This window comes from Methylotenera sp. L2L1, from assembly GCF_000744605.1.
Lineage (GTDB): Bacteria > Pseudomonadota > Gammaproteobacteria > Burkholderiales > Methylophilaceae > Methylotenera.
Genome location: NZ_JQMG01000001.1, coordinates 893,299 through 910,007, shown reverse-complemented (window position 1 = coordinate 910,007; position 16,709 = coordinate 893,299). Strand labels below are relative to the sequence as shown.

18 protein-coding genes are annotated in these 16,709 nt (G+C 40.8%); 9 read left to right on the top strand and 9 right to left on the bottom strand.

All coding sequences use genetic code 11. The features are described 5' to 3' along the window. Window positions 1–189: 189 nt before the first annotated feature. On the top strand, window positions 190–1,374 hold the full coding sequence (locus FG24_RS04280) for an HPP family protein (protein WP_081880940.1): 1,185 nt from the start codon (window positions 190–192) through the stop codon (window positions 1,372–1,374). A gap of 123 nt (window positions 1,375–1,497) precedes the next feature. Here FG24_RS04280 and FG24_RS04275 read toward each other — a convergent pair whose 3' ends face one another. Then, a complete protein-coding gene (locus FG24_RS04275) occupies window positions 1,498–2,685 on the bottom strand; it encodes a GGDEF domain-containing protein (RefSeq protein ID WP_036301406.1) in 1,188 nt (395 codons plus the stop codon). Window positions 2,686–2,977: 292 nt separating this feature from the next. On the opposite strand from FG24_RS04275, the gene pqqA reads away from it, so the two are divergent. After that, window positions 2,978–3,049 (top strand): pyrroloquinoline quinone precursor peptide PqqA, encoded by a 72-nt coding sequence (pqqA, locus tag FG24_RS12855; protein WP_012777389.1) that lies wholly within the window; start codon window positions 2,978–2,980, stop codon window positions 3,047–3,049. 119 nt (window positions 3,050–3,168) lie between these two features. Here pqqA and FG24_RS04270 read toward each other — a convergent pair whose 3' ends face one another. Next, a complete protein-coding gene (locus FG24_RS04270; RefSeq protein WP_036301404.1) occupies window positions 3,169–3,636 on the bottom strand; it encodes a GNAT family N-acetyltransferase in 468 nt (155 codons plus the stop codon). 39 nt (window positions 3,637–3,675) lie between these two features. Here FG24_RS04270 and FG24_RS04265 point away from each other — a divergent pair, with 39 nt between their 5' ends. After that, window positions 3,676–4,050, top strand: a complete 375-nt coding sequence (locus tag FG24_RS04265) for a DoxX family protein (protein WP_036301400.1) — start codon at window positions 3,676–3,678, stop codon at window positions 4,048–4,050. A 57-nt stretch (window positions 4,051–4,107) separates the two neighbouring features. Here the strand turns inward: FG24_RS04265 and FG24_RS04260 are convergent, their stop codons facing one another. Continuing rightward, the gene (locus FG24_RS04260; protein WP_036301397.1) at window positions 4,108–5,046 is read right to left on the bottom strand and encodes a quinoprotein relay system zinc metallohydrolase 2; all 939 of its coding nucleotides are present in this window, start codon (window positions 5,044–5,046) and stop codon (window positions 4,108–4,110) included. A gap of 111 nt (window positions 5,047–5,157) precedes the next feature. Between FG24_RS04260 and FG24_RS04255 the strand changes: the two genes are divergently transcribed. After that, window positions 5,158–5,757 (top strand): cytochrome b, encoded by a 600-nt coding sequence (locus tag FG24_RS04255; RefSeq protein WP_036301395.1) that lies wholly within the window; start codon window positions 5,158–5,160, stop codon window positions 5,755–5,757. A gap of 58 nt (window positions 5,758–5,815) precedes the next feature. Here FG24_RS04255 and FG24_RS04250 read toward each other — a convergent pair whose 3' ends face one another. Together FG24_RS04250 and htpX are read right to left on the bottom strand one after the other, a co-directional pair. Then, entirely contained in the window at window positions 5,816–6,778 is a 963-nt protein-coding gene (locus tag FG24_RS04250) for a TerC family protein (RefSeq protein ID WP_036301392.1), read from the bottom strand. Window positions 6,779–6,927: 149 nt separating this feature from the next. Next, the gene (gene htpX, locus FG24_RS04245) at window positions 6,928–7,800 is read right to left on the bottom strand and encodes a protease HtpX (RefSeq protein ID WP_036301389.1); all 873 of its coding nucleotides are present in this window, start codon (window positions 7,798–7,800) and stop codon (window positions 6,928–6,930) included. Window positions 7,801–7,939: 139 nt separating this feature from the next. On the opposite strand from htpX, the gene nhaR reads away from it, so the two are divergent. Continuing rightward, on the top strand, window positions 7,940–8,827 hold the full coding sequence (nhaR, locus tag FG24_RS04240) for a transcriptional activator NhaR (RefSeq protein WP_036301387.1): 888 nt from the start codon (window positions 7,940–7,942) through the stop codon (window positions 8,825–8,827). A 69-nt stretch (window positions 8,828–8,896) separates the two neighbouring features. Beyond that, window positions 8,897–9,637: a hypothetical protein gene (locus FG24_RS04235; RefSeq protein WP_036301385.1), complete on the top strand. Its 741-nt coding sequence runs from the start codon at window positions 8,897–8,899 to the stop codon at window positions 9,635–9,637. 39 nt (window positions 9,638–9,676) lie between these two features. On the opposite strand, the gene FG24_RS04230 is transcribed toward FG24_RS04235, so the two are convergent. From FG24_RS04230 to dnaA, 4 genes are all read right to left on the bottom strand, one after another. Then, window positions 9,677–10,108, bottom strand: coding sequence for a UPF0158 family protein (locus FG24_RS04230; protein WP_036301381.1), 432 nt, complete (start codon window positions 10,106–10,108; stop codon window positions 9,677–9,679). Window positions 10,109–10,229: 121 nt separating this feature from the next. Further along, window positions 10,230–12,647, bottom strand: a complete 2,418-nt coding sequence (gene gyrB, locus FG24_RS04225; protein ID WP_036301378.1) for a DNA topoisomerase (ATP-hydrolyzing) subunit B — start codon at window positions 12,645–12,647, stop codon at window positions 10,230–10,232. Between the two features lie 91 nt (window positions 12,648–12,738). Then, window positions 12,739–13,839, bottom strand: a complete 1,101-nt coding sequence (gene dnaN / locus FG24_RS04220) for a DNA polymerase III subunit beta (RefSeq protein WP_036301374.1) — start codon at window positions 13,837–13,839, stop codon at window positions 12,739–12,741. A gap of 248 nt (window positions 13,840–14,087) precedes the next feature. Next, window positions 14,088–15,497 carry a chromosomal replication initiator protein DnaA gene (gene dnaA, locus FG24_RS04215; protein ID WP_036301371.1) on the bottom strand — a complete coding sequence of 470 codons (1,410 nt, stop codon included), beginning with the start codon at window positions 15,495–15,497 and terminating at the stop codon, window positions 14,088–14,090. A 328-nt stretch (window positions 15,498–15,825) separates the two neighbouring features. Here dnaA and rpmH point away from each other — a divergent pair, with 328 nt between their 5' ends. From rpmH to yidD, 3 genes are all read left to right on the top strand, one after another. Further along, the gene (gene rpmH, locus FG24_RS04210) at window positions 15,826–15,960 is read left to right on the top strand and encodes a 50S ribosomal protein L34 (protein ID WP_015833284.1); all 135 of its coding nucleotides are present in this window, start codon (window positions 15,826–15,828) and stop codon (window positions 15,958–15,960) included. A gap of 68 nt (window positions 15,961–16,028) precedes the next feature. Next, on the top strand, window positions 16,029–16,418 hold the full coding sequence (gene rnpA / locus FG24_RS04205; RefSeq protein ID WP_036301369.1) for a ribonuclease P protein component: 390 nt from the start codon (window positions 16,029–16,031) through the stop codon (window positions 16,416–16,418). 72 nt (window positions 16,419–16,490) lie between these two features. Next, the gene (gene yidD, locus FG24_RS12500) at window positions 16,491–16,700 is read left to right on the top strand and encodes a membrane protein insertion efficiency factor YidD (protein ID WP_081880939.1); all 210 of its coding nucleotides are present in this window, start codon (window positions 16,491–16,493) and stop codon (window positions 16,698–16,700) included. The last annotated feature ends 9 nt before the right edge of the window (window positions 16,701–16,709 follow it).

Below are 16,709 nucleotides of genomic sequence, written 5' to 3'. Positions count from 1 at the left end.
ATAAAATCAATGATGCTATTCTATAAAGTAGGATTTTATAGAATAGCCCTGCTTTAAGCAATTTACATGCAAATAAAGCACCTCTGGCATGTACCCCGAGCCAGCCGTGCACAGCGTCAGCGCACTAAACTGGTGCGCCAAATTGGTGCATAGTGTAATATCATTAAAAAATTACTTAGGTCAGCAAGCTTGGAAAAACTTAAATATTGGCTGAAAGGCTTTGTCCCAGAACGAATTTCCGTTAATCATACTGAACGTCTACGCGCTGGTGTTGGCGCATTTGTCGGCATCTTATTAACTGGCTTAGTGACCGTTTTAATAGAGGGCGATACTAGCACTATCCCCTACCTAATAGCCCCGATGGGTGCTTCTGCCGTACTGTTATTCGCCGTGCCTTCAAGCCCATTAGCACAGCCGTGGTCTATTATCGGCGGCAATACCACTGCCGCTTTTATCGGCGTGACTTGCGCTATGTGGATCACCTCCCCTGCTGCAGCGGCTGCGGTGGCAGTCAGCATATCAATTGTGGCCATGTTTGCCTTAAGGTGCATACACCCGCCCAGCGGTGCGGTAGCGCTCACCGCGGTGCTAGGCGGTGCTACTATCCATGCACAAGGCTATTGGTTTGTATTGGCACCGGTCGCGCTTAACTCGTTCATCCTGTTGCTGGTCGCCATTCTCTTCAACAATGCAACACGCCGCCCTTATCCGCATCTTGCAGCAAAAACCTCTCAGCATTTAACCAAGGATATTCCCGCTGAAATGCGCTTTGGCTTTAATACTGAAGATTTAAATGCGGTACTCAAAGAATACAACCAAGTGCTAGACGTAAGCCGCGATGATTTGCAAAGCTTGTTACAACAAACTGAAATGCACGCTTATCGGCGCCGTTTTGGTGAGATTGTTTGCGCAGACATTATGTCTAAAGATGTGGTCAGCGTCGTGTTCGGCACCTTGCTGGAAGACGCTTGGCTGCTCATGCGGCAGCATGAAATCAAAGCGCTACCTGTGATTGACAGAGCTCGGCGTGTAGTGGGCATCATCACGCAGGCCAACTTTATGCAGCATGCCAATTTAGAGGTATATGAGGGATTTGAAGCCAAACTTAAAAACTTTATCCGCAGAACCCATACACTGTCTTCGCACAAACCTGAAGTGGTAGGCCAAATCATGACCTCGCCAGCCGTCACGGCATCCATCAATATGCATATTATTGAACTGATTCCACTGATGTCGCAAACTAAGGTCCACCATCATATTCCCGTGGTTGACGATGAGCGCCGCTTGGTCGGCATGGTGACACAGTCTGATTTAGTTTCCGCGCTTTACCACGGACGCGTAGCTAACTTGCGAACCTTAGGATTATCTTCCTAGGGAACACGGAACAAGTGAGCGAGCGGGATGAAGTGCGAGGCGCACGGAACGGAGAAACCTAGACAGAATGAGCCAAGAACGAAGCAATTCGCCTACATGGCCACTTATTCCGTGTTCCCTAGGTTAAAACGTATCATCAACACGCATACTTGAGTAAGCAACCACCTGATTACGGCCGTTTTGCTTGGCGCGATACAGCGCCTGGTCCGCCGCTTTCACAAGGTCTGCAAACTCCAAGCCAATATCACGCGAGTCTGCAACACCTATACTCACCGTCACATTAAGACGCTCTTTCCCCAGTGCTAACGTAAACTGTGCAAAAGCCAAACGTAGGCGCTCCGCCAACTCCAATGCTTCATTTTCTGTCGTAGCGGTTAGCAACATGCAAAACTCTTCACCACCATAACGTGCAAAATAATCATCTGGTCTAATCGATTTTTGAGCAATTTCAGCCAAACAGCAAAGCACCTTATCACCGGCAGGATGTCCATAACGATCATTAATAGACTTAAAGAAATCAATATCGATCATCATAATCGCTAATGACTCGCCAGTACGCATGCAGCGCGCCCTCAGGCGCAAGGCATCTTCTTCAATGCGACGTCGATTCAAAGTGCCAGTCAGTGCATCACGCGATGCCACTTGGTATACATCGGCAATCAGCCTATGGTTTAGCATCAATAGCAAACCAAATGCGATGCAAAATTGCAATAAACAACAGATGATAAATGGCAGGGTATTAATGGCCGTATTAACGTGCAAGCCAATAGATTCATCTGGTGAACGCATAATAACGACACCACGCGCAACCAGTAGCACGGCCAGCATCGCAAATGACGCCCCCGTAAACCAGTATGACACTCTCAATGAAGCTTCTGTTTTTACCAAGAGCACACGGGTACAAGCCGCATAAATAAAGAAAAATAAGAAAGAATTTACACTAGCACGTACATGAAAATCTGGGTGAATGACATTAAACCAAACACTCTGGCAAAAAATAATGCCAATAAATAACACCACTAGCCGCCAATAAGTTGGCTGCTCTTTAAACGCCTGAATCCCCGTTAACTGCAGGCAAGCACCCGTTGCAATTAACGTCACACCAAACACCACTGCCCAGTCATGTCCGGGTGTGGTGCGCCCAAAAAAATAAGCTAAACTAAAACCTAGACCGATACATAAATTTGCGACTGCCCACTGCCTTACGCCACGAATACGGCCTACGCGCAACCCTGCCAACTCAAATAAGCAGAAAAACATAAAAGACAACATGGCAAACATCACCATGATGGTACGTACATCTAAACCCATAGATTCTCCCAATAGCAATCAGTATAGCGCGTTGAGTTGTTGATTTTTATGAAATTAAAAGCATTTTTGATACCAACAACTGAATATCCTGACTGTTACTCAGAAATACTACATACATTTGATACGGGCACCCCACTACAATGCACAAATTACTCACCACCCTTTAAGTTAAGTAAAATCATGAGCTCGCATTCATTAAAGTACATACGTGTGAATTGAAACCGATGAGTATGATGTGAATCATACAAGTACGACATCAATTTGATGTAAATAAAACTAAAGGAGAATTATTATGTGGACAACACCAGCAGCGACTGAAATGCGTTTCGGCTTCGAAGTTACAATGTACGTAATGAACAAGTAATTCGCCTTAGACTCTCGTCAACCTTAATGAACTAAGCTTGACGAGATAACTTGATTTGATAAAAAGCCTACTCAGTACTGATTAGGCTTTTTTTAATATCTAAAATTTACCCTAATCGCCTACGCGTCGATGCGTTGCATATCCCGATGTAAAATACCCGCATCGACGTAAACTTCGCTACATACCTTAAATCCAAATCTCTCATAAAACGCGATTGCATGCACTTGGGCTGAGAGTGTGACCACATCTATCCCTTGCTGCCGATAATAAGCAATAGCCGAATTTAATAACGCCGCACCCACACCTAGGCCACGCCAAAGCTTTATTACAGCCATACGTCCAACACTACCATCCCCCAGCAGCCTTGCACAGCCTACAGCCACTCCTGCTGAGCTCAATGCCAGTAAATGTTGAGCCGTTTCATCTAAACCATCCCACTCTAATGCAACAGGTACCTTCTGCTCAACGATAAACACAGCCTCTCGCACAGCGATTAATTGCTGCGCATGCGTTTGCCATCTTACTTTCTCAATATTGAAACTATCTTGCACTGTTATCCCCTTGCGAGCGTTTGCAGTAACAGGCATTATGCAACCTTGGTCTTTAATTAATGATTAAGGTTTTATATGCAAAAATACTTAGCAACTGCAGCACGCGTTTTATTAGCGCAACTCTTTTTACTTCAAGTCGTAGCGCTGATTGTTGGTTTTACCAGCAATCCTGATGGATATCAGCAATATCAAGCTGGTTTGGGTAGCTTAGGCTTGCCTGGCATTTTTGCCCCACTGATTATTTTTGTGAACTTTGTTGGTGGCTTGGCTTTATTACTAGGTTATAAAACCAAAGCATTTGCATTGTTCATGGCTATTTATATCGTCGCTCTAACCCTATTACTCAAGTTACCAGTGTTACAGTATCTAGCAATTGCTGGTGGCTTATTACTGCTATATGTAAACCCTAATACAGCGTGTAGCTTAGATAACTGTAAGAAAAAAGCTTAAATGTAAGCCTAGGTCTTAAAGTTACACAGCAAGAAGCGGCAGAAATTGCCGCTTTTTTTATTCCCATTCCAATACAGGGTAAATTGTATTTACATTGCGTCGATTAGCAATTTCAAACAGTTTCCAGTGATTACGCTCACTTGCAGCTGCTGTATCCATTGCTTTTTCCATCCCTTCATTAGCCTGAATACTTGCACGTACATCTTTCAATAATACGGTCAAATAACGCTCGGCATTTGTAAATGCAACCAGCCAATCTTTAGTGACAGGCCCATGCCCTGGCACCACCTGCTTTGCAGGGCTATCCTTTAATTTTATTATTTCTGCAATTAAGCCTTTAATATCACCCTCAATCACTGGTGTGCGCTCTATAAACAATAAATCACCCGCAAATAAAGTACCGGTGTTACGATCAAGCAACGTAATATCGGTATTGGTATGTGCCAATGGATGCGCATTTAATATCAGCACTCTATCGCCTAAATCAAGCTCCAGTGTAGTTTTAACAGCCAGTGTCGGCTTAATCAAGTCACTGCCTTTTGCATCATCATGCAAAAACCGCTCATTGAGCCTAGTGTATTGCTCACTTCTCACCTCCATCGCATTGCCCAACTTCTCATGGCCGACAAAGGCTGGCTTGGGCTCGCTAGGGTTCTTGGGTAAAAATGCAGCATTACCGTAAATATGGTCAGGATGCACATGCGTATTAATCACGTACAACACAGGCAAAGGCGTGACTTTACGAATAGCCGTCTGTAATTGCTGGCCAACTTTCAGGCTGCCGCCTGTGTCAATCACAGCAACGCCTTTACTACCAACAATAAAGCTAATATTGCAGATATCACCCTGATACCCAGTATCAATATCTAAATGCTCCCCATGATGTACATAAATACCGTCAGCCACCGCCTCAACCACAAAGCTGTCATGCTGTACTTGCGCATGTGAACAGCCAATCATTGAAAACAAACTCATGGTTATCATTAAAATTTTCATGAATGATTCCTTGCGCTAGGGTTAGCGATTAAAATAACTACGTTTTATGCAATCATTCGTTGTGACCATGGTCACAGTTGAATGTTAATTTAGTGCCACTAGGATATTACTATGAATCAAGCTTCTACACGCTATACAAAAACCGCGGTCTTTCTTCACTGGCTGATCGCACTTGTTATTATTGGTATGTTTGCACTAGGTTGGTACATGAGTGAGCTGCCTAAAGAGGCCGCAAAACAATCGGCTTTTGATTTATTCGATTTAGGCATATATACATGGGAGCTTGCTAAAGAAGCTAGCCCGAGAACCTTTTACTTTAACTTACATAAATCAATCGGTATCACATTACTAGCGCTTATCGCGGTTCGTGTGTTGTGGCGCATTACGCACCGCCCACCTGCGATGCTCATCTCTTACAAAGCTTGGGAGAAAAAGCTAGCCACTGGTATGCATCACCTGCTTTATTTATTGATGGTAGCAATGCCTGTCACAGGCCTGATTATGGCTGTTAACAGCAAATACGGTGTGATGTGGTTTGGTATGGACTTCATCGCTGGTTTAGATAACAGCACTATGCGTGATATATTCAAAGAAGCACATGAGATTGTCGGTGCCCTATTACTACTAGCTGTCATCATTCATATTGCAGGCGCTCTAAAACATAAGTTCGTTGATAAAGATGGCACCATGAAACGTATGTCATTTAAATAATCTATTATTTATACTCGGTAACACCCATTAAAAAGCCCGCTTAAAGCGGGCTTTTTAATTATGACTTTACTTTTCTTGTCGCTAATAAACTGAGCAACATACTTGTACCTAGCACTGCCACTACTACCCCTAATGAAACTGCCACTGGAATTTTGAACCACTCTACTATCAGCATTTTTATGCCTACAAATATCAACACTAACGCCAAGCCAAATTTAAGCAAGTGAAAGCGCTCTGCCATATCAGCTAATAAGAAGTACAGCGCACGCAAGCCTAAAATAGCGAAAATATTTGAGGTAAATACAATAAACGGATCATTGGTAATCGCAAAAATAGCAGGGATACTATCCATTGCAAAAATCACATCTGAAAACTCAATCAACACCAATACCAAAAACATAGGCGTAAACCAACGCACACCGTTCTCGGTGATCCAAAACTTATCAGCGTGATACTTATCCGTAATACGAATATGTTGGCGTAACCATTTAAGCAAAGGGTTAGTCGCTAAATTCGGCTCATGATCAGCAAACACAAACATCTTGATACCAGTAATCAGCAAGAACGCCCCAAACACATACAATACCCAATGGAACTGCGCAATCAGCCACGCGCCAATCAGAATCATTAAGGCACGCAAAATAATGGCACCCAATACGCCATACACCAATATACGCTTTTGGTACTCCAACGGCACCGCAAAATAACTAAAAATCATCACAAACACAAAGATGTTATCCATCGCCAGTGTTTTTTCTAGTAAATAGCCTGTGAGATACTCCATCGCTCTGGCATCGGCTATCGCTCTTCCGCTTGTATAGTCCAACCACGCCCATAACGCTGCACCAAACACCATCGCCAACATAAACCATACCAGCGACCAAATAAGCGCCTCACGCGCCCCTACCTTATGTGCGCCTTTGCGCCCTAACGCAAACATATCAATGGCCAGCATGGCGACTACAAATATGCCAAAACCTCCCCACATCCACCAAGTGCCTATCGACTGCAGTTCATTCATGTACGCCTCTAATCTTATTAATACCTACTCATCCGCCAGTTTCGTTATCCTACAACGTCGCCTGACATAAATAAGGCTGAGAAATATTGCTTATATCTCTCAGCCTCTCATTACCCTAACGGCTAGCTAGCTAAAGCAGCCGCTTATACTTATTGTGATTCACGCAATGCTGCAATACGCTCATCCAGCCCTGGGTGGCTAGCAAATAATTTTGATAGCCCGCCTTTACCAGATATACCAAATGCAGCCATTTGTTCAGGCAATGCTGATGGCTCATGCTGTGCCTGCAAACGTTGCAAGGCTGCAATCATCTTGTTTTTACTTGATAATTTAGCCGCGCCCGCATCCGCCCTAAACTCACGTTGGCGTGAAAACCACATCACAATCATAGATGCCAAAATACCTAATACAAATTGCGCAATCATCATCGTAATAAAAAAGGCAGGTCCTGTACCGCGCTCTGTTTTAAACACGACTTTATCCACAACATAGCCAATCACGCGGGATAAAAACATCACAAAGGTATTCACAACGCCTTGAATCAGCGTCAATGTCACCATGTCTCCATTAGCAATATGCGATATCTCATGTGCCAATACTGCTTCAGCTTCATCTTTGGTCATGGCATTTAATAAGCCGCTAGAAACCGCTACTAATGAGCTATTTTTAGTCATGCCGGTTGCAAAAGCATTTACCTCTGGCGTATCAAAAATTGCGACTTCAGGCATCTTAATACCTACCGCATCTGCTTGTGCGCGCACTGTTTTTACCAACCATATTTCAGTGGCTGTACGTGGCTCTTCAATCACCACCGCGCCCGACATACGTTTTGCGCTCCATTTAGAAATCGCTAGCGAGATAAACGCACCACCAAAACCCATAATGGCAGAAAAGACTAATAAATTACTCAAGTCCAAGCCATTGGCATTCAAGTACGGCTCTACCCCTAAAATGCGCATGGTAATAGATAGCACAAACACAATGGCTAAGTTAGTTGCTAGAAAATATAAAATACGTTTCATATGGTCTCCTTCGCTTTAATCCGTTACCTGTTAAATCAGGCATGACGATAATGCTGCTACTTTAGTCTGTTTCTATATTCAATAAAAGCAGAATATTTCTGATTGATTAATCGTTTTTTACGAGCTATTGTTCGTCTATATGATTAATTACAAACAATTCCACTATTTTTGGGCTGTGGCTAAAGCCGGTAGCATCGTTCGCGCCAGCAAGCAGTTACATTTAACCCCACAAACCATCAGTGGGCAGATAGCCATTCTCGAAGCCTCACTCGGTGTATCATTATTTAGAAAAGTGGGCCGTGGCATTGAGCTTACCGAAACAGGAGAGTTAGCACTCACTTATGCTGAGGATATTTTCCAAACTGGTAATGCCCTAGAAGAAACTTTACGCGCAGGCTCTAAAGAGCGTTCTCGCCTATTTAGAGTAGGTATTTCAGATGCAGTTCCTAAATCCATCGCTTATCGCTTGCTAGCACCAGCTATGTCGCTGGCAGAACCCATTAAAATTATTTGCCGTGAAGGTAAATTAGAGTCTTTACTGGGTGAGTTGGCGATTCACCGTCTGGATTTAGTGCTGTCTGATAGACCAATGCCTAGTGAAATTGATATTAAGGGCCGCAGTCACGAACTATTGGAGTGTGGCTTGAGCTTTTTCGCAGCGCCTTCCCTTGCGCAACCCCATGAGCAGGTATTTCCACATCATTTAAGTAACGCACCGCTCTTGGTACCTGGTGAAGATAGCGCTGTGCGTAAACGTTTGATGTCATGGCTAAATACCCTACGCATTCAACCTCAAATCGTCGGTGAGTTTGATGATAGCGCACTCATGCGTGCGTTTGGGCAAGCTGGTGTTGGTATTTTCTGTGCCCCATCCATCATTGCGGACGAGGTCATCACACAACATAATGTGATTAAAATTGGTGAAACCAACCAAGTAGTAGAACGATTCTATGCCATCTCGGTAGAACGGCGCGCTAATCATCCGGCAGTCATCGCCATTAACACGGCATCATCAAAAGTTAGCTAACAGTAGAACTTATCAACTAAGCGTAGCTCATATTGACCAGTACATTTTAAATGTTAATGAGGGTAAAAGATGCGCAATCTAATATTTCACCGCTTAGTTTTTGCCATAATCAGTATTGTTTCATTCAGTAACGCCTATGCTTGCTTGGATGACAAAGCAATTTTGCAACTCAAAGCGAATGAAGAAGCGCACTTAATTTCACGCAACGTAGCCACTATGACAGATGCAATTGAGGACAAGCTTTTATCAGTCCAGGTGAAACAACTTGATGACACCTGTAGCGTGACCATCACGTATAGATTACCTGATGAGGATATTGCAGAAGCCAATAAATTACTGGATAGCAATCCAGCAAAACGTATTATGCTTGCTGGCCAAGGCTATGTTTTGCCAGCACAAGCAACATTGCTTGCAAATGCAGGCGTTAACCCTAACCCACTATCCATTAAACACCAAGATATACTGCAAAGTGCAGACTTAGGTAGAAACCGAGCCTCTGTAGAGCTGTTATATGCAACCCTTGCACAAACACGCGCAGTGATTAGTCCTGATAATAAAAATACTGAACCATGGCCAACTAGCCTACTGGATCAAGAAAATAGTTTATGCGAAAGCCAATATACTAGCGACTCTAACCAAAATGCCTGTGCTTGCAAAATTGATGCTATCAGCAAAAAAGTTAGCCCACGCCAATTAAGATACATCAAGTACCTACAAAATGATCCTTACTCCGCCACTACTGGCGCGCTTGCCACATATCATGACTTATCAGAACAAATTAATTTTGAATGTAAATTAAGAAAACGCTAGAAATCATCAACATACACAGTAGATGATGGTCTAAATCCTCTACTGTTCTTTATCTATCAGCTTAATTTCGTTTTCCTGACACCAAGCTAACAAAGCATCATCTGAAGCCTGCTCTTCAAATGCATACCACTTTTCAAGCAAGCCTTGATATTGCAACATATCTTTAAAGCGTCTGTAGGCACCACGCTTACGAAAGAGGCTTGCTACAAAGTTGTATTCATCAGGTAACGTCTGGTCAATAAACGATAGCGCTAAGGATTGACCAAGCTTTAACTCATTTTTATGGGGTACTTCCATATAATTCAAGGATGTTTCTAGGTCTTCCGGCACCTCTTCATCTAACTCCAGCACGCTTGATGTCCAGTAAATTGCACCTGTATCTTTGCTGATATATGCATGATGCTGTGATGGCGAGCCTGAACTTACAAACTCAAATGCATTTCTAATTTCAGTGAAGTCTACTGTAATCATTAGTTACCATTCATTTGTAATTTAATAATTAAATACCATTACAAAATATTAATAATTGATTGAATTACCTAAAACAATAAAAGCCCGTGAGGGCTTTTATTGTTTAGCAGATATTCAAAATCTAAATATCTAAGTTATTAGCGCCTAAAGCATTATTTTCAATAAATGCACGTCTAGGTTCTACGTTATCTCCCATCAGTGTCGTGAAAATTTCATCTGCAGCAATGGCATCATCAATTTGCACTTTCAGTAAACGACGCACTTTTGGATCCATCGTGGTTTCCCATAACTGCTCTGGGTTCATTTCGCCAAGACCTTTATAACGCTGAATATTCAGTGTATTTTTCGCTTCACCTTGTAGCCAATCTAAAGCTTGTTTGAACGTTGAAACGGTTTGTTCTTTTTCATTACGTTTAACAATTGCACCTACGCCGACCAAACCGTTAAGCATATTAGATGTTTTCAATAGCTGTCTGTAATCGCCGCTGCTTAAGAACTCAGCATTAATCACGCAACATTGCAGGTTGCCGTGTACATATTTATTAATTTCTAAGCGGTAAGCGTTAGTTTCCGCATCAAATGCCACAATCACTTCACTACCAACTGCACCCAAGATAGGACGTAATTTCTCAGCAATGGCATTAGCGCTAGTTTCGTTGCTTAAATTGATTTCACCAGCATCTTGAATCGCGCGTAGAACGCTTTCATCATACAGTGAAGAAATACGGCGAATCACTGCTTCAGTTAACACCACTTGTTTTGCTATTTCAGTTAAAGCCTCATCTTTTAAGATGCCAGCACTAGTTTTAGTGTCTAACTCTGCATTTTTTAGCGCAGACTGCAGTAGGTAGATATCCAACTCCTGCTCATCTTTAAGATAACGTTCATCTCTACCTTGTTTTACTTTGTACAGTGGTGGTTGAGCAATGTAGATATGCCCACGCTCTACTAATTCTGTCATTTGGCGATAGAAGAATGTGAGCAACAATGTACGAATATGCGCACCATCGACGTCAGCATCGGTCATGATGATGATACGGTGATAACGTAACTTCTCTGCATTAAAATCTGCTTTACCAATGCTGGTACCTAAGGCAGTAATCAGGGTCGCAATCTCTTGTGAGCCTAACAATTTATCAAAACGCGCTTTTTCTACGTTTAAAATTTTACCTTTTAACGGCAAAATCGCTTGGTTTTTACGATCACGTCCTTGTTTTGCAGAACCGCCCGCTGAGTCACCCTCGACTAGGTATATTTCGCAAAGTGCAGGGTCTTTCTCTTGGCAATCAGCTAATTTACCTGGCAAACCCATGGTGTCCATCACGCCTTTACGACGGGTAATCTCACGCGCTTTACGAGCAGCTTCTCTTGCACGGGCCGCTTCAACGACTTTTCCACAAATTATTTTGGCATCTGCTGGGTTTTCTTGTAAAAATTCAGCCAATTTTGCTGATACCACTTCAGATACCACTGGTTGCACTTCACTTGAAACCAATTTATCTTTAGTTTGAGATGAGAACTTAGGATCAGGCACCTTAACTGACAACACGCAAGTAATCCCCTCACGCATATCGTCGCCAGTAGTCTCTACTTTTGCTTTTTTAGCCATCTCACTTTGTTCAATATACTGGTTTAAGGTACGCGTCATTGCTGTACGTAGGCCAGTTAAGTGAGTACCACCATCGCGCTGTGGAATATTATTGGTAAAACACTGTACCGTTTCACTGTAAGAATCATTCCATTGCATTGCAACTTCAATCGTCATGCCATCTTTTTCACCAGAAGCATAAAAAGTTTTAGGATGTAGCACCGTTTTACTACGGTTCATATACTCCACAAACCCTTTAATACCGCCAGAGTAAGCAAAATTCTCACTTTTACCGTTGCGTTGATCTACCAACTCAATTTTTACACCGTTGTTTAAGAATGAAAGTTCACGAATACGCTTAGCTAAAATCTCAAAATGATATTCAACCAACACAAAGGTTTCTACTGAAGCTAAAAAGTGTACTTCGGTACCTTTTTTATCAGTCACTCCGGTTTCTGCCAAAGGTGCAACCGCTTCACCGCGGCGAAACTCCATTTGGTGCACTTTACCATTACGGTAAATTTTTAACTTAAGCCAGTCAGACAACGCGTTCACAACAGAAACACCTACACCATGCAAACCACCTGATACTTTGTAAGAGTTTTGGTCAAACTTACCGCCTGCATGTAACTCCGTCATGACAATTTCAGCCGCAGATCGTTTTACCGCTTTAATATCGTCGTATTTAATATCCGTAGGAATACCACGGCCATTATCTGCAACACTAACTGAATTATCAGGATGAATAATTACTTTAATATCATCGCAATGGCCGGCTAATGCTTCATCAATCGCATTATCCAACACTTCAAATACCATATGGTGCAAGCCAGAACCATCAGACGTGTCACCAATATACATACCTGGGCGTTTACGTACAGCATCCAAACCTTCCAATATCTTAATACTGGATGAATCATAATCTGGTGATATTGCGTTGTTTTCACTCATACTTATTTTCTTTATTTTAAAGTTATCTTTAAATTTAATATTTTTTGTTAAAGTAAAAATATTAAAGCTTTTGTTTCACGTGAAACAAGATTTAAATGCGCATTGGCATGACTACATATTTATAATCTGGATTATTAGGTAAGGTAATTAAGCAACTGCTGTTTGCATCTGCAAATGAGAAAGTTACTTGTTCGCTGTTTGTGTTATTCAACACATCTATCAAATAAGTCACATTAAAGCCAATATCTAGTACATCACTGCCGTAAGCGATTTCTAACTCTTCTTCTGCTTCCTCTTGATCACTATTAGTACTAATTAACTTAAGATTATTAGTACTTAGTACCATACGAATACCGCGATATTTTTCATTCGATAAAATCGAAGCACGTTGCATTGCTAACAATACACCTAAACGCTCTGTCGTGAATGTATTTTGATGTCCGGTAGGAATCACACGGTTGTAATCAGGAAACTTACCGTCTATCACTTTAGAAATAAGCTTGATATTACCAAAACTAAAGTTAACTTGATTATTAGCAACTTCTACACTGACATCTTCTTCACTATCATCCAGCAGCTTAATTAGCTCAATCACTGTCTTACGTGGCAAGATAACATCTTGTTTTTCATAGTTTTCTTTTAACTCTGTCGATGTAAAACTTAATCGATGGCCATCTGTTCCCACTATATTCAAACGATTCGCTACGACTTCTACCAATAAGCCATTTAAATAATAACGAATATCTTGTTGCGCCATTGCAAACTCAACTTGCTTTAATAATTCTTTCAGTTGTCTTTGTGGAATCGTAATTACAGTGCCTTGAGACTGTGTTTTTGTCATCACTGGATAGTCAGCAGCAGGCAATGTTTGTAAGTTAAAACGGCTTTTACCGGCTTTTACAGTAATACGGCTATCGTTCGTTGCCATATTAATATCAGAATTGTCTGGTAATGACCTGCAAATATCTAATAATTTTTTAGCAGAAATAGTGGTTGAAAAATCATTACTAGTAGCACTGTCTACAGATAATGAAATTTGCATTTCTAAATCAGTGGCTGTCAGATGAATTTTGTTTTGTTTAGCTTCAAGTAATAAATTAGACAATATAGGTAAGGTATGTCTTTTTTCTACAATGCTTGTAACAGAAGTTAACGGTTTTAATAACGTTTCACGATTGATTTGTATATTCATCTTTATAACCTAAATAATATATATATAAATAATAACAATAATAATGTTGCATTTTTTTGTGCATAACTACTTTTTATTGAATATTTTCAATAGTTTGCAACACTTTTTTTTATCTTGGTAAAAACATAATCTACTGTGGGTCAATTGTTGATTAAATTTTAAAAATTTCTTAATCACAACCTTATGCTAATTTTATCCACAGCTTATCCTTAACCTCATTATTAACAGTTAAGCTGATATTTACCCGTTTAATCTCTAATTACTTGTACTAAAAAACCAATATCTCTAGCAATTGTTGCATCATTTTGTCTTAATAAATCAATCTCATCACATGCATGCATCACTGTAGTGTGATGTCTACCACCAAATGCCTCACCTATTTCAGGAAAGCTATGATTTGTTAATTCACGTGACAAAGCCATTGCTATCTGTCTTGGACGTGCAAAATTACGTGTTCTTTTCTTGCTATACATCTCTGCTACTTTAATTTTGTAGTAGTCAGCAACAGTCTTCTGTATATTTTCCATTGTCACCTGACGGCCACGTACCGCTATTAAGTCGCGTAATGCGTCTTTAGCGAGATGTACGTCAATAGCGTGACCGGTGAACTTAGACATGGCAATAATACGGTTTAAGGCACCTTCCAGCTCACGTACGCTAGATCTAATTTGTTTAGCGATAAAGAACGCTACATCTTCAGGCAGATTAAGATTTACCGCTTCTGCCTTTTTAAGCAAAATCGCTACGCGCATTTCTAGCTCAGGCGGTTCAACCGCAACGGTTAAACCCCAACTAAATCGGGTTCTTAAACGCTCATCTACATCTGCAATCTCTTTTGGGTAGGTATCGCAGGTAATGACGATTTGTTTTTTTGCTTCAATTAGTGAGTTAAATGCGTAAAAGAACTCTTCTTGCGTACGCGTTTTTTTAGCAAAGAACTGAATGTCATCAATCAGCAATAAATCCAGTGAGTGATATTGACGTTTAAATTCATCAAACGCTTTATGTTCATACGCTTTAACCACATCTGATACATAGCGCTCAGCATGTAGATAACGTATTTTTGCATCTGGGTTATGTAATTTTAATTCGTTACCAATCGCTTGCAGTAAATGCGTTTTACCTAAGCCTACCCCACCATAAATAAACAGAGGGTTATAAGCGCTACCTGGGTTTTCAGCGACTTGGATTGCAGCAGCACGCGCTAATTGGTTGGCGCGGCCAGTCACGTAATTATTGAAATTAAAACTAGGGTTTAAATTAGAGGTGTCGATGTTTTTATTAGCAGTCACCGCAGTTTTTTTGGTCTTAGCTAATACTTCACTCAAGTTGTGTTTAATACTGTCGGTCTTAACTTCGTTTTCTACCGCTTTATTTTCTTGATTGGGTTTTTTAACCGGTTCGGCTTGAGCTGGTTTAGCAGTTGCTTCGCCTAATACCAATTCAATTTGCATATCAGGTCTATGTTCCTGAGCAAACTGTTCAATTTTTTTCAGAAAACGGTCTTTAACCCATTGCATGACAAAACGATTAGGCGCATAGACGCGCACAGCATCACCACTAATTTCAGTGTGCAGTGGTTTGATCCAAGTATTGAATTGTTGTGCTGAAAGTTCTTTCTCAAATTTAGAAAGACAAGCAGGCCAAAAATTTTCCATCTGTAATGATATACCTTAGTTTGTACAGTTATTTTTAACTAATGTATTGAAATAACAACGATTGTATGAATTTATAACTTATTGTTTTTATTTTATTTTTTTATAAAATAGCGTACAATTCAACGCTAATCTATCCACTGCATTTTAGCTGGTTTAGCGTAACTTATCCACAGCCATTTTCAAAATTAATGAATAAAAATTTTATAAAATAAAAGTGATAAGAATTAAAAAGTTAGCGCAATTAATAAAACTAAATAAACGTTGACAAAATACTGTGTTATCGGGTCTAATAGCGCCCTTTGTAGCATTTTGCTCGTTGGAGATTCACATGAAACGTACATATCAACCTTCTAAAACACGTCGCGCACGTACACATGGCTTTTTAGTTCGCATGAAAACTAAAGGTGGTCGTGCTGTTATTGCTGCTCGTCGCGCTAAAGGTCGTTCACGCTTAGGTCTTTAAGTCAGTAACGCCATTGGCGTTACTTTCGCTGTATATTCAGTTTAAATTTACAGTAGAAGCTTAATATAGTGCACACGCTTAGGTTTACAAAAAAAGCTAAGCTTATTAAAACGGATGAATTTTCATCCGTTTTTAATTTCCGCAAGCGTATTTTTGCACAGTTTTTAGCGGTGCATTATCAGCCTAACACGTTGGCTCATGCCCGTTTAGGTTTGGTTATTGGTAAAAAGACTGCTAAATCGTCAGTACACAGAAACTATATGCGACGTGTTTTGCGTGAGTTTTTTAGGCTACGTCAACATACAGTCAACCCAGTAGATTTAGTTGTTCGCGTGCAGAAAAAATTTAATAAAAAAGATTTTTTATCGGTCGAGCAAGAGTTTGATTCCTTGATTAAAAAAATTAATCTACGCACTACATTAAATACACAACAAAACGTCACTGAGGTTCACCATTAAAAGGTGTTCAGCATTTATAATGCATGACGGGTGCTATGATTTAAGCCCCATTATTTTTTTGTGATAACGGTTATGTCGCGTCTATTAATTTGGATTATTAAAGGATATCAATTAATTTTGAGTCCTTTTTTTGGCCAGCAATGTCGCTTCTACCCTACGTGTTCACAATACTCGGTAGAAGCACTGCAAAAGCATGGTGCAATTCGAGGTGGTTACTTGATGGTTCATCGGTTATGTCGTTGTCATCCGTGGTGTGATGGTGGGCATGATCCAGTACCTTAATTTCTTTAA

Bases quoted from the DNA above. Each gene is read 5' to 3' on its own strand.
- FG24_RS04250 (WP_036301392.1), bottom strand. From the start codon at position 6,778: ATGAATGAACTGCAGTCGATAGGCACTTGGTGGATGTGGGGAGGTTTT.
- FG24_RS04265 (WP_036301400.1), top strand. From the start codon at position 3,676: ATGCAAAAATACTTAGCAACTGCAGCACGCGTTTTATTAGCGCAACTC.
- nhaR (WP_036301387.1), top strand. From the start codon at position 7,940: ATGATTAATTACAAACAATTCCACTATTTTTGGGCTGTGGCTAAAGCC.
- FG24_RS04270 (WP_036301404.1), bottom strand. From the start codon at position 3,636: ATGCCTGTTACTGCAAACGCTCGCAAGGGGATAACAGTGCAAGATAGT.
- dnaA (WP_036301371.1), bottom strand. From the start codon at position 15,497: ATGGAAAATTTTTGGCCTGCTTGTCTTTCTAAATTTGAGAAAGAACTT.
- FG24_RS04275 (WP_036301406.1), bottom strand. From the start codon at position 2,685: ATGGGTTTAGATGTACGTACCATCATGGTGATGTTTGCCATGTTGTCT.
- FG24_RS04230 (WP_036301381.1), bottom strand. From the start codon at position 10,108: ATGATTACAGTAGACTTCACTGAAATTAGAAATGCATTTGAGTTTGTA.
- rpmH (WP_015833284.1), top strand. From the start codon at position 15,826: ATGAAACGTACATATCAACCTTCTAAAACACGTCGCGCACGTACACAT.
- gyrB (WP_036301378.1), bottom strand. From the start codon at position 12,647: ATGAGTGAAAACAACGCAATATCACCAGATTATGATTCATCCAGTATT.
- FG24_RS04260 (WP_036301397.1), bottom strand. From the start codon at position 5,046: ATGAAAATTTTAATGATAACCATGAGTTTGTTTTCAATGATTGGCTGT.
- FG24_RS04235 (WP_036301385.1), top strand. From the start codon at position 8,897: ATGCGCAATCTAATATTTCACCGCTTAGTTTTTGCCATAATCAGTATT.
- dnaN (WP_036301374.1), bottom strand. From the start codon at position 13,839: ATGAATATACAAATCAATCGTGAAACGTTATTAAAACCGTTAACTTCT.
- FG24_RS04255 (WP_036301395.1), top strand. From the start codon at position 5,158: ATGAATCAAGCTTCTACACGCTATACAAAAACCGCGGTCTTTCTTCAC.
- htpX (WP_036301389.1), bottom strand. From the start codon at position 7,800: ATGAAACGTATTTTATATTTTCTAGCAACTAACTTAGCCATTGTGTTT.
- yidD (WP_081880939.1), top strand. From the start codon at position 16,491: ATGTCGCGTCTATTAATTTGGATTATTAAAGGATATCAATTAATTTTG.